Source organism: Pseudomonas sp. B424 (genome assembly GCF_055408345.1).
In genome coordinates, this window is sequence record NZ_JBUZTL010000003.1 from 357,353 (window position 1) to 371,025 (window position 13,673).

The following is a 13,673-nucleotide window of genomic DNA, read 5'->3' on the forward strand; positions in this document are numbered from 1 at the left end:
AAACAAGCCGAGGATTATACCTTAGCTATGACCTCACGCGCCAGTTGAGGTCGGGTTTGATGCGGGATTATTGCGACTTAGAAGGTCGCGTAACTGATTTTTTTCCTCGGGGCTTAGCTCGCCTTGACGTGCTTTTCGAAGAAGTTGTTCAAGATTTCGCTCGCGTTGGCGAGCTGACAAGCTAGTTATGGTGTCGAAAAACTGTTGTTCAAGGTTGTCGGCATCAATTAGCCACTCCTTTTCCAGCAGTCTTTGCAGCAAGCGACCCTGTTCAGTGCCGTGCCAGCGGGACAACAACTGTATAGAGCTTAGCTTAGGATTTTTCTGAACGGCCTCCACCAGAGCAATCAGTAGCTGATTATTAGTCTGGTCTTCTGCAGCAAAGTGCCCGGCGTCTTCAACTTTTTTGGCCAGTTGCGGGTGATGCAGCAAGGTGCGCAGGGCTGTCAGTGTAGGCGGCTCAACGCCGACCGGGATCCAGGCCTGCTCACGCTCGACGCCACGCTTGCCTTTTTTGTCCCAGGGTTTGTTTTCCCACTTCTTGCCGCCAGCGCCGGGCTTTTTCGGTGTCCATTCCTGTTGGGGGATGTACATGTCCGGTTGCTGGAAGTCGCTGTAGTCGGGCATTGCATCGTAATCAATGCCCGGATCGTAAGCCGGTTGTACCTGGGGTTTGGGCGGTGCGCTTTGAGCCAGTTGGCTGACCGTTTCGCTGGTCAGGCCGGTGATTTCACTTAAGCGCTGACGCATCAAGGTCCGCAGGTTGGCGCCCGGGACTTTGTCGATCAGCGGTGCTGCCAGCGTCGCCATGTGGGCCTTGCCTTCAAGCGAGCGCGGGTCTGCTTCTTCTATCAGTTGCTGGAAGAAGTAATCGGCCAGAGGCTGCGCGTGCTGGTTGATGCGGGCCTTGAAGGCATCGGTGCCTTCGGAGCGCACCAGTGTGTCCGGGTCTTCGCCTTCGGGCAGGAACAAAAAGCGTGCGCGGCGGCCATCCTGCAAGCAGGGCAGTGTGGCTTCAAGTGCGCGCCAGGCGGCATTGCGGCCAGCCTGGTCGCCGTCAAAACAGAATAAAACGCTGGGAACCACGCGAAACAGGCGCTTCATGTGTTCTTCGCTGGTGGCGGTGCCCAGGGTTGCGACGGCATTGCGCAGGCCTTGCTGGGCGAGGGCGATAACGTCCATGTAGCCTTCAACCACAATGATTTCATCGAGGCTGCGGGTGAATTTGCGCGCTTCGAACAGCCCGTACAATTCCTGGCCTTTGTGAAAGACCGGGGTTTCCGGGGAGTTCAGGTACTTGGGCTTGTCGTCGCCCAGCACTCGGCCGCCGAAGGCAATGATCCGGCCGCGGCTATCACGGATCGGAAACATCACGCGATCGCGAAAACGGTCGTAGCGCTTGCCGGTCTCGGCGTTTTCCACCAGCAGGCCGGCATCGATCATGGCTTTTTGCTGAAGCGTGTCGCTGCTTAGATGCTTGTACAGGTTGTCCCAGCCGGGCGGAGCGAACCCCAAGCCGAAGTCACGGGCGATTTCGCCAGTCAGGCCGCGCCCCTTCAGATAGTCCACGGCCGCTTTACGTGCCGGATGGCTTTTTAAGGCCTGGCGATAAAAGTCGGCTGCAGCAGTCAGAAGCGGGTAGAGCGGAGAGTCAGTGGGTTGCCGGGGTTTATGAGGGCGACCACTTTCTTCTCGGGGGATTTCCATGCCAGCGGCTTTGGCCAGTTCTTCGACAGCCTGGGGGAAGTCCAGATTGTCGTGGTCCATGATGAAGCCGAGGGCATTACCGCCGGCACCACAGCCAAAACAGTAATAGAACTGTTTGTCGGGGCTGACACTGAAAGACGGTGTTTTTTCTTTATGGAAGGGGCAGCAGGCGGTGTAGTTCTTGCCGGCTTTCTTCATTTGCACGCGCGAGCTAACGACATCGACGATATCGGTACGGTTCAGAAGGTCGTCAATAAAGCTCTGGGGGATTAACCCGGCCATGGCGTTCTCGTCAGCACAGTGCAGAAATGGGTCCGTATAACAGGCTTGGTCGTCGTGGCGTGCAGGAGAATGCTCTGCTCGATCGAGGGACGTCTGCTCAATTATTTCGGGGAAGTGTATCTGTCGAAACCCTGCCTGATCATTTTAATCAGAATGTATGGGGGCGATAGGTGTGACGCTCTGAGTCCGGCACTGACCAATGGCTGGTCTCGGATAGCTCATAAGCAGGCACTGGAGAGGTGCCTTGGGCTGATCGTCTTTGGGAAAATCAGAGAGGTGTGCTCGTCGGTAGCCTTGGAAGGCTCGTCAGTAAAGACGTGCACTGCTGGCTATTAGGCCAGGTCTGACGTGATGTAACGCTTGTCGCGGTCGCGTCTGCGGCCTTGACGATAAAGCATGTAACTTGCTGCAACTGCCTACGGCCCGGCTTTAGGCCGGGCTTGGCAGAAGCTTGCAACGAACGTCTGTGTATTAGTACAGACGAACGGCGCGGCGCTGCTCGCGCTGAACTTTCTTCGCGTGACGCTTAACAGCAGCTGCTGCTTTACGCTTACGCTCAGAAGTCGGCTTCTCGTAAAATTCGCGGCTGCGAACTTCAGCCAGAACACCGGCTTTTTCGCAGGAGCGCTTGAAACGACGCAGAGCTACGTCGAAGGGTTCGTTCTCTTTTACTTTGACGGCTGGCATCCAGAGCTACCTTCATTCATTACCGGGGTCAACGTCTCAAGGCAAAATCGCGTTGGAAGACGTCGGTTTTTAAGGGTTGCGGATGTTAACCCCTCATCGCCCGGAATGCAAAGCCTCTGATCGAAAACCGCTGGCCGGGGGCGGGAGTGGCGACTATTATGCGCGCCTTCGAATCTAGCCTCTACAAGGCGTAAACCCATGCTAGTACTGGGATTAGAAACCTCCTGCGACGAAACCGGCGTCGCGCTATACGACAGTGAACGCGGGCTTTTGGCCGATGCACTGTTCAGTCAGATCGACCTTCACCGCGCTTATGGCGGTGTGGTTCCGGAGCTGGCTTCAAGGGATCACGTCAAGCGCATGCTGCCCTTGATTCGTCAGGTGTTGGCTGAGGCTGACTGTGTGCCTACGGAGATTGACGCAATTGCCTATACGGCAGGCCCTGGATTGGTTGGAGCCCTGCTGGTTGGGGCCTCTTGCGCCCAGGCGCTGGCATTTGCCTGGGGCATTCCGGCCCTGGGTGTGCATCATATGGAGGGGCATTTGCTGGCCCCGATGCTGGAAGAACAACCGCCGGAATTTCCGTTCGTCGCTTTGTTGGTGTCGGGCGGTCATACGCAGCTGGTTCGTGTTGATGGCATTGGCCAGTACGAGTTGCTGGGCGAGACCCTGGATGATGCTGCCGGTGAAGCTTTCGACAAGACGGCGAAGATGATGGGGCTCAACTATCCAGGTGGTCCCGAGATCGCGCGACTGGCCGCTCAGGGCGTTGCTGGGCGTTTTGTGTTCCCTCGACCCATGACCGATCGCCCGGGCCTGCAGTTTAGCTTCAGTGGCCTTAAAACCTTTGCCTTGAACACGTGGCAGCGTTGTGTGGCGCAGGGTGACGATACCGAGCAAACCCGTTGCGATATTTCGCTGGCGTTCCAGCAGGCGGTGGTCGAGACGCTGACCATCAAGTGCAAGCGTGCCTTGAAGCATGCGGGCATGAAGCGGCTGGTGATTGCGGGAGGGGTCAGTGCCAACAAGGCGTTGCGTGTCTCGCTTGAAAAAATGCTTGGCGAGATGAATGGCAATGTCTACTACGCCCGGCCGGAGTTTTGCACCGACAATGGCGCGATGATTGCGTTTGCCGGCTGTCAGCGTTTACAGGCGGGCCAGCATGAAACCTTGGCCATTAGCGTGCAGGCACGCTGGCCGATGGAGCAGTTGAAGCCGCTGTAAGGGTCGGGGTGTGAATGTCAGACTGAACGTGAGTGTTTTTCATTCGCTCAATTCAGAAATGCCGTTCGCGCCCGGCCATCAGGTCGCGTAAATTACGCCGGTGTCGCCATACGATCAGCGCCGTCAGGGCGCTCATGGGCAGCAAGGCGGCTGGTTCTTGCCAGGCGAGCAGTGGCAGGGTCAGTGGTGTGGCAATCAGTGCCGCCAGTGAGCTGGTACGGGTCAGCTGGAAGGTCAGCAGCCAGGTGGCAACGGCCAGTAGTGCTGCCGGAGGGTAAAGCCCCAGTAGCATGCCGGCGGCAGTGGCAACGCCTTTTCCGCCCCGAAAGCGGAAGTACAGCGGGTACATGTGGCCGACAACGGCGCAGGTGCCTGTCCAGGCCTGGTCCTGGAGCCCGAAGTCGAGCTGTCTGGCCAGCAGTACTGGCAACAGGCCTTTGCACAGATCGCCGAGTAGCGTCAGGATGGCGAGTTTTTTGCCGGTCAGGCGCAACATGTTGGTTGCGCCGGCATTGCCGGAGCCACTCATTCGCGGGTCGGGGTTACCCGTCAGGCGGCTGAGCAAAATGGCAAAGGACAGAGAGCCAAGCAGGTAGGCGAGGATCGCCAGTAACCAAAACATGCTAACTATTCCGGGCGAGGACGCCCTGATTCTAACGGCGCATTGCGCCCTTGTCGTGCTGCGGAGAAGAGTGCTTGGACAGAGTGTTTATCGAAGGCCTGGAAGTTGACACCGTAATCGGTGCTTATGACTGGGAACGTGGCATCCGCCAGTGCCTGCGACTTGATCTGAGTTTTGCGTGGGACAACCGTCCTGCTGCTGCAGGCGATGACCTGACGCTAGCGCTGGATTACGCGAGTGTGTCGTCGCGAATTCAGGCATTTGCCGAGCAGGCTCAGTTTCAGCTGGTAGAAACCTTTGCGGAGCGACTGGCTGAAGTGTTGATGAGCGAGTTCAATATTCCCTGGCTTCACCTCAAGCTGACCAAGCCCGGCGCCGTAGCGGCGGCCACTGGGGTGGGTGTGGAGATTGAGCGCGGATGTCGCTAACTCAGGTTTATCTCGGGCTGGGCAGCAATGTCGAGCGCGAAAAGCATTTGCAGGCCGGGCTGGAAGCTCTGGCTGGTTTCTTGCTCGATATACGCTGTTCGGCGGTGTTTGAAAGCCAGCCCGTAGGCATCAAAAGCGGGCCCTTTTTTAATCTCGTGGTGTCGGCCAATACGGATTTGCCGTTGGCTGAATTGAGTCGCCGTTTGAAGGTGATCGAAGCTGATAACGGACGTTATGCCCAGGATCGTAAAGGTTTGCCGCTGGATATCGACGTGTTGTTTTACGGCGATTTAGTCGGCAACTTTGATGGCCTGATCTTGCCTCGCGCGGAAATTCTCAAGAATGCGTTTGTGTTGTGGCCGCTGTCGTTGATAGCGCCGGACAAGCAGCATCCGGAAGTGGGTAAAACCCTTTCTCAGCTGTGGGCTGAAGCACAGATAGATCAAGTGCTCGTACCTGCTGCGTTTGAATGGCGCGGTGAGCAGTTGACGCCCTTGGAGATGCTTCCGCCAGGTCAGTCGCACTGATTTCGGCAGGATTGAGTGCTAGTGACAGGCAAGCCTTGTGGGAGTTGGCTGCCAGCTCCCACAAGTGACTCATGACCTGGCCGCGTCCTTGTAGGCCTGCAGTGCCTTGAGCCGTTCGTGTTTCAGGGCCTCGCCCAACTCAGGGCCTTTAAAGCCCCGTTCCAGCAGCGGTTGGACGGCAACTGCCAAGGCCGCCAGGGCCGCTCCCCGCAAGTAGTCGGCCTGTGGATATGGGCGGTTTTCCAGGCCCAGGCGTCCTCTGGCGTCCATCTCGCAGGCGACGATAAATTCCTCGAACCGCTGCGGTCGACGGTACACGTCAAAACGTTGCAGTAACTCCAGTAGTGTCGAAGCCTTTAGCTCAAGGGCGCGATGGGCGTGAGTGTGATATTCGCCCACCAATAAGGCCAGCTCCTGACAATCTCTTGGTACTTTGTACCGTTCATTGACCGCTTTGATCAGGCGCAGCCCTTTGTGCTCGTGGGCAATGTGTCTTGGCCAGTCTGTCTCCGGTGTAAGTCCCTTGCCCAGGTCGTGCAGCAAGCAGGCCCAGCGGACGGTCAGAGGAAGCTTGTGCAGGGCTGACTGCTCCAGCACGCTGAGGGTGTGTATCCCGCTGTCGATTTCCGGGTGATGTGCAGGGGGCTGCGGTACGCCAAACAGGGCATTCACTTCGGGCAGCAATACTTCAAGAGCGTCGCAACTGCGCAGCACTTCAATAAAAACCTGGGGGTGGTCTTCCATCAGAGCGCGGGAAATTTCTTTCCAGCAGCGCTCCGGGGTCAGGGCTTGCAGTTCGCCGGATCTGGACAGTTGGCGCATCAGTTCCAGAGTTTCGGGAGCGATGCTGAAGCCGAGGCCTGCGTAGCGCGCAGCGAATCGGGCTACACGTAGAACTCGTAGGGGATCTTCGGCGAACGCGGGGGAAACGTGGCGTAGTATACGGGCTTCAAGGTCACGTTGGCCGTGGTAGGGGTCCGTGATATTACCGGTCTCGTCCTCCGCCATCGCATTGATGGTCAAGTCGCGGCGGATCAGGTCTTCTTCGAGAGTGACATCGGGGCTGGCATGAAAAATAAATCCGCCATAACCATGGCCGCTTTTGCGCTCGGTCCGTGCCAGCGCATATTCGTCACCGGTTTTTGGGTGAAGAAATACCGGGAAGTCCGAGCCTACGGGGCGGAATCCCTTTTCCTGCATTTGTTCGGCCGTTGCGCCGACAACCACCCAGTCAATGTCGGTTACAGGCTTGCCCAGCAGGCGATCACGTACAGCACCGCCAACTTTATATATCTGCATAAAAAACCTCCGTTAGCGCGACAGGATAACGCTTGTGTCGCGTTAACGGAGGCTGCGTGTGCTACAGGTGAATGGCATTCATGTCCAGACGTCCGCGGTCAGTATCGCCGTGATCACCTTTTGGTGGCACGTGATGGACTTTTACTATCTGGTCGCCCTGTAATGTTTCTAGATGGATGTCGAACCCCCACAAGCGGTGCAGGTGCTTGAGGACTTCATCGGTTGAGTCTCCCAACGGTTTGCGGTCATGTTGCTGGTGGCGCAGGGTGAGCGAGCGGTCGCCACGGCGGTCGATGCTCCAGATTTGAACGTTGGGTTCACGATTGCCCAGGTTGTACTGTGCTGCCAGGGTTTCACGAATGATGCGGTAGCCGTTTTCGTCGTGAATGGCGGGTACCAGCAAGTCGTCTTTTTGATCGTCGTCCATGATGCTGAACAGTTTCAGGTCGCGGATCACCTTGGGGGACAGATATTGCAGAATAAAACTCTCGTCCTTGAAGCTGCTCATGGCGAACTTGATGCTCGATAGCCAGTCGCTGCCAGCCAGGTCCGGGAACCAGTAGCGATCTTCATCGGTAGGGTGCTCGCAGATGCGCCGGATATCGCAATACATCGCAAACCCCAGTGCGTAGGGGTTGATCCCGCTGTAGTAAGGGCTGTCAAAGCCTGGCTGGAATACCACGCTGGTGTGGGAGATGAGGAACTCCATCATAAAGCCCTCGGTCACCAGGCCTTCGTCGTAGAGGTCGTTCATCAGGGTGTAGTGCCAGAACGTGGCCCACCCCTCGTTCATCACTTGTGTTTGCCGTTGTGGGTAAAAGTACTGCGCTATCTTGCGCACGATGCGTACGATTTCGCGCTGCCAGGGCTCCAGTAGCGGCGCATGTTTTTCTATGAAATACAGGATGTTTTCCTGAGGCTCATCGGGGAAGCGTGCGTTGTCCTTTTCGCTGAGTTTGTCTGCGTTCTTGGGGATGGTGCGCCACAGATCGTTGATCTGTTTCTGCAGGTGCTCCTCGCGCTCTTTTTGCCGGCGGCGCTCCTCTTCGGCTGAAATCGGATCGGGCCGTTTGTAACGGTCTACACCGTAGTTCATCAGGGCATGGCACGAGTCGAGCAGGTCTTCAACGGCGTCGATACCGTGGCGCTCTTCACACTGCATGATGTACTGCTTGGCAAACACCAGGTAGTCGATGATCGAACTGGCGTCGGTCCAGGTGCGAAACAGGTAGTTGCCCTTGAAGAAACTGTTATGGCCATAGCAGGCATGGGCCACCACCAGTGCTTGCATGCAGATGGTGTTTTCTTCCATCAGATAAGCAATGCACGGGTCAGAGTTGATGACGATTTCGTATGCCAGCCCCATCTGACCACGACTGTAGGATTTCTCGGTGCTTAAGAAGTGCTTGCCATAGGACCAGTGGTGATAACCCAGTGGCATGCCTACGGAGGCGTAGGCGTCCATCATTTGCTCTGCGGTGATGACCTCGATCTGATTGGGATAAGTGTCGAGCGCGTAGCGTGCCGCCAGGCGGCCGATTTCGCGGTCGTAAGCCTGGATAAGGTCAAAGGTCCACTCTGAGCCAGTGGAGATGGGGTGGCGTTTATTCTCTTTGGCGGTCATGTCACTAACCTGCGCTGGAAGAGTTCACGGAAGACCGGATAAATATCGCCGGCCGAGACCAGTTGCTGCTGTGCGAAGGTGTCGGGAAATGCCTCGCTGATGCGTTCGTATTCGTACCAGAGCGCCTGATGTTCTCGTGGTGTAATTTCAACATAAGTGAAGTACTGCACGAATGGCATGATCTGGTTGATCAGAATGTCGCGGCAAATGGGTGAGTCGTCGTTCCAGTTATCCCCGTCAGAGGCTTGCGCGGCGTAGATATTCCACTCGTTGGTGGGGTAGCGCTCGGCCATGATCTCCTGCATCAGCTTTAGTGCGCTGGAAACAATGGTGCCGCCGGTTTCTCTGGAATAGAAAAACTCTTCTTCATCGACCTCGCGGGCGCTGGTGTGATGGCGAATGAAAACTACGTCAATCTTGTCGTAGTTCCGCTTCAGGAACAGGTACAGCAAGATGAAAAAGCGTTTGGCAATGTCCTTCGTGGCTTGGGTCATGGAGCCAGAAACGTCCATCAGGCAGAACATCACGGCCTTAGAACTGGGGTTGGGCTGTTTGACCAGCAGGTTGTATTTGAGATCAAAGGTGTCGAGGAACGGCACGCGGTGAATACGTGCGCTGAGTTTCTCGATTTCGGCCTCGATGGCTTTGATATCGCCGAAGTTGTCCGGCTCTTCGCGTTTAAGCCGCTCCAGTTCGGCTTTGGCTTCCCGGAGCTTTGCCCGGCTGCTGCCGGACAGGGCAATACGACGTGCGTGGGCTGAGCGCAGGGTGCGAATGATGTTGATGCGGGACGGGTTGCCCTCGTTGCTGATACCGGCGCGCACGGTTTTAAAGGTGTCGGTGCCGGTGAGGTTACGTTTGACCAGGTTGGGCAGTTCGAGGTCTTCGAACATGAATTCGAGGAACTCTTCCTGGGTTATCTGGAAGACGAACTCATCCATGCCTTCGCCGGAGTTACCTGCCTTGCCGGGCCCGCCACCGCCTCCCGCTCCGCCTTGCGGGCGGGGGATATGTTCGCCGCTTGTGAATTCCTTGTTGCCGGGGTGAACCACTGTCTGCTTGCCGCCGCGCCCATGATGCAACACCGGCTCATCGATATCGCGGCCAGGGATGCTGATTTGCTCGCCATGCTCCATATCCGTAATGGAGCGGCGGCCCACGGCCTCTTCTACGGCCTTTTTGATGTGGTCACGGTAACGCCGCAGAAAACGCTGACGGTTTACCGTGCTCTTGTTCTTGCCATTGAGACGTCGGTCGATCACATAGCTCATTAGGCCCTCCGGGCAGCTTCAAGTTGTGAGCTGCAAGCTGCAAGTCGAAGCAATTGGGCATGCTTTGCCTTGCAGCTTGAGGCTTGAGGCTTACAGCTACCTCACTGCGATTTGCGGACCCGCAGGTACCACTCGGAGAGCAGGCGTACTTGTTTGTCGGTGTAGCCACGTTCGACCATTCGAGTAACAAAGTCGTTGTGCTTCTGCTGGTCTTCTTTGCTCGCCTTGGCGTTGAAGCTGATAACCGGCAGCAGATCTTCGGTGTTGGAGAACATTTTCTTCTCGATCACCACACGCAGCTTCTCGTAGCTGAGCCAGGTCGGGTTTTTGCCGTTGTTGTTGGCCCGGGCGCGCAGCACGAAGTTGACGATTTCGTTGCGGAAATCTTTCGGGTTGCTGATGCCTGCCGGTTTTTCGATCTTCTCCAGTTCCTCGTTGAGGGCCACGCGGTTGAGAATTTCGCCGGTTTCCGGGTCGCGATACTCCTGATCCTGAATCCAGAAGTCGGCGTAGAGCACGTAGCGGTCGAAGATGTTTTGTCCGTACTCGCTGTAGGACTCCAGGTAAGCGGTCTGGATTTCCTTGCCGATAAACTCGATATAGCGCGGTGCCAGGTACTCTTTGAGGAATCGCAGGTAGCGCTCGCGAGTCTCGGCCTGGAACTGTTCCTGTTCGATCTGCTGTTCGAGCACATAGAGCAAGTGAACCGGGTTGGCGGCAATTTCATGCGGGTCGAAGTTGAACACCTTGGACAGAATCTTGAATGCGAAGCGGGTCGAAAGGCCGTTCATGCCTTCGTCGACGCCAGCGTTATCGCGGTATTCCTGAATGGATTTGGCCTTCGGATCGGTGTCCTTGAGGTTCTCGCCGTCGTAGACCCGCATTTTGGAGTAAATGTTGGAGTTTTCCGGTTCTTTGAGGCGTGAGAGCACGGTGAACTGGGCCAGCATTTTCAGGGTGTCGGGTGCGCAATGGGCCTTGGCCAGCGAACTGTTGAACAGCAGTTTGTCGTAGATCTTCACTTCGTCGCTGACCCGCAGGCAGTACGGTACTTTGACGATGTAGATCCGGTCGATAAACGCTTCGTTGTTCTTGTTGTTACGGAAGGTGTGCCACTCCGATTCGTTGGAGTGGGCCAGCAGGATGCCCGTGAACGGAATCGCGCCCAGGCCTTCGGTACTGTTGTAGTTGCCCTCTTGAGTGGCGGTCAGCAGTGGGTGCAGCACCTTGATCGGCGCCTTGAACATCTCCACGAATTCCATCAGGCCCTGGTTGGACCGGCACAGCGCACCGGAGTAGCTGTAGGCGTCGGCGTCGTTCTGCGGGAATTCTTCAAGTTTTCGGATATCGACCTTGCCCACCAGTGCCGAAATATCCTGGTTGTTCTCATCCCCCGGCTCAGTCTTGGCCACTGCGATCTGATTGAGGATAGAGGGGTAGAGCTTGACCACGCGGAACTGGCTGATGTCGCCACCGAATTCGGCCAGTCGCTTGGTAGCCCATGGCGACATGATGGTGCTCAGATAGCGTTTAGGAATGCCGAAGTCTTCTTCCAGGATCGCGCCATCTTCGGTGGCGTTGAACAGCCCCAGAGGTGACTCGAAAACAGGAGAACCCTTGATCGCATAGAAGGGCACTTTCTCGATCAGTTGCTTCAGTTTTTCGGCAAGCGATGACTTGCCGCCACCGACCGGGCCGAGAAGGTAGAGGATTTGCTTCTTCTCTTCCAGGCCCTGTGCGGCATGGCGGAAGTAGGAGACGATCTGGTCGATGCATTCTTCCATTCCGTGGAAGTCTTCAAAGGCCGGATAACGACGAATCACTTTGTTGGAGAAAATTCGTGACAGTCGTGAGTCGTTAGAGGTGTCCAGCAGTTCCGGTTCACCAATGGCCAGCAACAGCCTTTCAGCAGCAGAGGCATACGTGCTTTTGTCTTGCTTGCACAGTTCAAGATATTCCTGAAGCGTGAGCTCTTCCTGGCGTGTGGACTCAAAGCGTTGTTGGAAGTGGCTAAAAATACTCATGACGTCACCTCGCTCGATACGTGGAGTCGGCGATAGATCGGTCAGTTCGAGTGCTGGCATGCAGCAGCATTTCAGCTGCTGTGTACCCCCCAGGACACCATCAAGGTGGCTAAGCCCTTGAAGTTACTACCGATGATCCATTCGCCGGTGTACCGGCTCTCCCCAGATTTGGATGGCCTGAGGTAAAGGATAGTTGGTAATCAGGGAGGTCAAGGCGAGATGCGTGATTTGTTACCCCTGACCGTTGGTCAGGTAGGGCGCCAGCCCAATGATCACGCGGGCTGGGCGCTGATAAAAAAATTATTCGGCAGTGCTCTGGGCCGTTTCGTCCGGATAAGTCGCACGCCATAGCTCGAAGCCGCCATCGAGGCTGTAGACCTCGCTAAAACCCTGGCTTACCAGGTACGCCGCAGCGCTTTGGCTGGAGTTGCCGTGGTAGCAGGCAACAATCAGGGGCGCGTCAAGGTCGGCATTGGTGATGAAATCATGCAGCGAGTGGTTGTCCAGATGCTTCGCCCCGCTGATGTGGCTGGCAGCGAAGGCCTGCGGGTCGCGCACATCAACCACGACGGCGCCTTTTTCGCGCAAGGCCTGGGCCTGTTCGGGCGGGATACGTTTGAATTCGGTCATTGGATATTCCTGTGGCCTGACAGCGGGCGCGGTTAGCAGGCGCCCAAGGGGTGGGAAGGTGAGTCGGTTTGCGGGGCTACGGAGGGGGCCGCAAAGCCTGGTTCGTCACAGTCGCAGCTCAGGCGCTGGCCGGTGTCGACATTGAGCAGGGTCATGGCCCCGCCCCAAACGCAGCCGGTATCGAGCGCGAAGATGCCTGGCTCCTTGCAGTTGCCTTCCAGCGCCGCCCAATGCCCAAAGATGATCTTGAGGCCTTGGGTTTTGCGTTCTTTGTAACTGAACCACGGCGCGTAGCCGGGTGGTGCGCTACCGACACCCTCTTTGCTTTTGAGGTCGAGTTTGCCTTCTCGGGTACAAAAACGCATACGGGTGAAATAGTTGGTAATAACCCGCAAGCGGGTGACGCCAGTGAGGTCATTGTCCCACTTGGCAGGGTCGTTGCCGTACATGCCGTCGAGATAAGGCCCGATGAGGTTGTCATCGCGCAGGGCCTGTTCAACTTCGCTGGCGCATTTGAGGGCTTTTTTCAGTGTCCACTGCGGTGGTATTCCGGCATGCACCAGTGCGATGTTGCGCTCGGCATCATAGTGCAGCAGCGACTGCTGGCGTAACCAGGCCAGTAGTTCATCGCAATCGGGGGCCTGGAGGATTTCGCGCAGCGTGTCGCCTTTTTTAAGGCGTTCGATGTTATGGCCCACGGCCAGCAAGTGCAGGTCATGGTTGCCCAGCACGCACACCAGTGATTCACGCATGCGGTACAAAAAACGCAGGGTTTCCAGCGATTGCGGGCCACGGTTGACCAGGTCACCCACCAGCCAGAGTTTGTCTTTGGCGGGGTCGAACGCGACACGTGCCAGCAGGCGTTCGAGTGGCTGCAGGCAGCCTTGCAGGTCACCAACGGCGTACACCGCCATCAGTGCAGGGCTCCGGGCACCGCAAGGCGGAAGGGCGCAATGGTGGCTTTGAACTCGTGGCCGTCGTCAGCATGCATCAGGTAGCTGCCTTGCATGGTGCCGACCTGGGTGGTGATGACCGAGCCGCTGCTGTAGGAGTGTTCGCTGCCGGGTTCGATCTTGGGCTGTAGCCCTACAACGCCGGCACCACGGACTTCTTCAACATGACCATCGCCGTCGGTAATTACCCAGTGCCGGGACAACAGCTTCGCGGGGACCGAGCCGTTGTTGCGCACCGTGATGGTATACGCAAAGGCGAAGCGCTGATGTTCGGGCTGTGATTGTTCTGGCAGGTAACGCGTGACGACGCTGACGTCGACCAGATAGCGGGGATCGTGCATGCGAGAGGCCTTACGTGAAAGCGAAGACACAGTTCGGGATAAAACTGATGCCTG

Annotated in this window: 13 protein-coding genes; 3 read left to right on the forward strand and 10 right to left on the reverse strand. The window is 56.9% G+C overall.

Going from position 1 to position 13,673, the window contains the following annotated elements; translation table 11 throughout:
• Window positions 1–33: 33 nt before the first annotated feature.
• Complete coding sequence (dnaG, locus tag ACZRMS_RS06355) at window positions 34–1,989, reverse strand: DNA primase (RefSeq protein ID WP_463994589.1); 1,956 nt, start codon at window positions 1,987–1,989, stop codon at window positions 34–36.
• A gap of 471 nt (window positions 1,990–2,460) precedes the next feature.
• Window positions 2,461–2,676, reverse strand: a complete 216-nt coding sequence (gene rpsU / locus ACZRMS_RS06360) for a 30S ribosomal protein S21 (RefSeq protein WP_002551877.1) — start codon at window positions 2,674–2,676, stop codon at window positions 2,461–2,463.
• A 198-nt stretch (window positions 2,677–2,874) separates the two neighbouring features.
• Here rpsU and tsaD point away from each other — a divergent pair, with 198 nt between their 5' ends.
• Window positions 2,875–3,900 carry a tRNA (adenosine(37)-N6)-threonylcarbamoyltransferase complex transferase subunit TsaD gene (tsaD, locus tag ACZRMS_RS06365; RefSeq protein ID WP_463994590.1) on the forward strand — a complete coding sequence of 342 codons (1,026 nt, stop codon included), beginning with the start codon at window positions 2,875–2,877 and terminating at the stop codon, window positions 3,898–3,900.
• Between the two features lie 52 nt (window positions 3,901–3,952).
• On the opposite strand, the gene plsY is transcribed toward tsaD, so the two are convergent.
• The gene (plsY, locus tag ACZRMS_RS06370; protein WP_463994591.1) at window positions 3,953–4,522 is read right to left on the reverse strand and encodes a glycerol-3-phosphate 1-O-acyltransferase PlsY; all 570 of its coding nucleotides are present in this window, start codon (window positions 4,520–4,522) and stop codon (window positions 3,953–3,955) included.
• Window positions 4,523–4,596: 74 nt separating this feature from the next.
• Here plsY and folB point away from each other — a divergent pair, with 74 nt between their 5' ends.
• The gene (folB, locus tag ACZRMS_RS06375; RefSeq protein WP_095031104.1) at window positions 4,597–4,950 is read left to right on the forward strand and encodes a dihydroneopterin aldolase; all 354 of its coding nucleotides are present in this window, start codon (window positions 4,597–4,599) and stop codon (window positions 4,948–4,950) included.
• Window positions 4,941–5,477 carry a 2-amino-4-hydroxy-6-hydroxymethyldihydropteridine diphosphokinase gene (folK, locus tag ACZRMS_RS06380; protein ID WP_463994592.1) on the forward strand — a complete coding sequence of 179 codons (537 nt, stop codon included), beginning with the start codon at window positions 4,941–4,943 and terminating at the stop codon, window positions 5,475–5,477. Before folB ends, folK begins: the two co-directional genes overlap by 10 nt.
• 69 nt (window positions 5,478–5,546) lie before the next feature.
• On the opposite strand, the gene ACZRMS_RS06385 is transcribed toward folK, so the two are convergent.
• From ACZRMS_RS06385 to apaG, 7 genes are all read right to left on the reverse strand, one after another.
• Window positions 5,547–6,776: a multifunctional CCA addition/repair protein gene (locus ACZRMS_RS06385; RefSeq protein ID WP_463994593.1), complete on the reverse strand. Its 1,230-nt coding sequence runs from the start codon at window positions 6,774–6,776 to the stop codon at window positions 5,547–5,549.
• A 61-nt stretch (window positions 6,777–6,837) separates the two neighbouring features.
• Window positions 6,838–8,400, reverse strand: coding sequence for a SpoVR family protein (locus ACZRMS_RS06390; protein ID WP_463994594.1), 1,563 nt, complete (start codon window positions 8,398–8,400; stop codon window positions 6,838–6,840).
• A complete protein-coding gene (locus tag ACZRMS_RS06395; protein WP_463994595.1) occupies window positions 8,397–9,671 on the reverse strand; it encodes a YeaH/YhbH family protein in 1,275 nt (424 codons plus the stop codon). The genes ACZRMS_RS06390 and ACZRMS_RS06395 overlap by 4 nt, the downstream gene beginning before the upstream one ends.
• A gap of 101 nt (window positions 9,672–9,772) precedes the next feature.
• Window positions 9,773–11,695 carry a PrkA family serine protein kinase gene (locus ACZRMS_RS06400; protein WP_048361122.1) on the reverse strand — a complete coding sequence of 641 codons (1,923 nt, stop codon included), beginning with the start codon at window positions 11,693–11,695 and terminating at the stop codon, window positions 9,773–9,775.
• Between the two features lie 300 nt (window positions 11,696–11,995).
• Window positions 11,996–12,325: a thiosulfate sulfurtransferase GlpE gene (gene glpE / locus ACZRMS_RS06405; RefSeq protein ID WP_463994596.1), complete on the reverse strand. Its 330-nt coding sequence runs from the start codon at window positions 12,323–12,325 to the stop codon at window positions 11,996–11,998.
• Between the two features lie 32 nt (window positions 12,326–12,357).
• Window positions 12,358–13,239 carry a symmetrical bis(5'-nucleosyl)-tetraphosphatase gene (locus ACZRMS_RS06410; protein ID WP_463994597.1) on the reverse strand — a complete coding sequence of 294 codons (882 nt, stop codon included), beginning with the start codon at window positions 13,237–13,239 and terminating at the stop codon, window positions 12,358–12,360.
• Complete coding sequence (gene apaG, locus ACZRMS_RS06415) at window positions 13,239–13,619, reverse strand: Co2+/Mg2+ efflux protein ApaG (RefSeq protein WP_463994598.1); 381 nt, start codon at window positions 13,617–13,619, stop codon at window positions 13,239–13,241. The genes ACZRMS_RS06410 and apaG overlap by 1 nt, the downstream gene beginning before the upstream one ends.
• Window positions 13,620–13,673 lie beyond the last annotated feature (54 nt).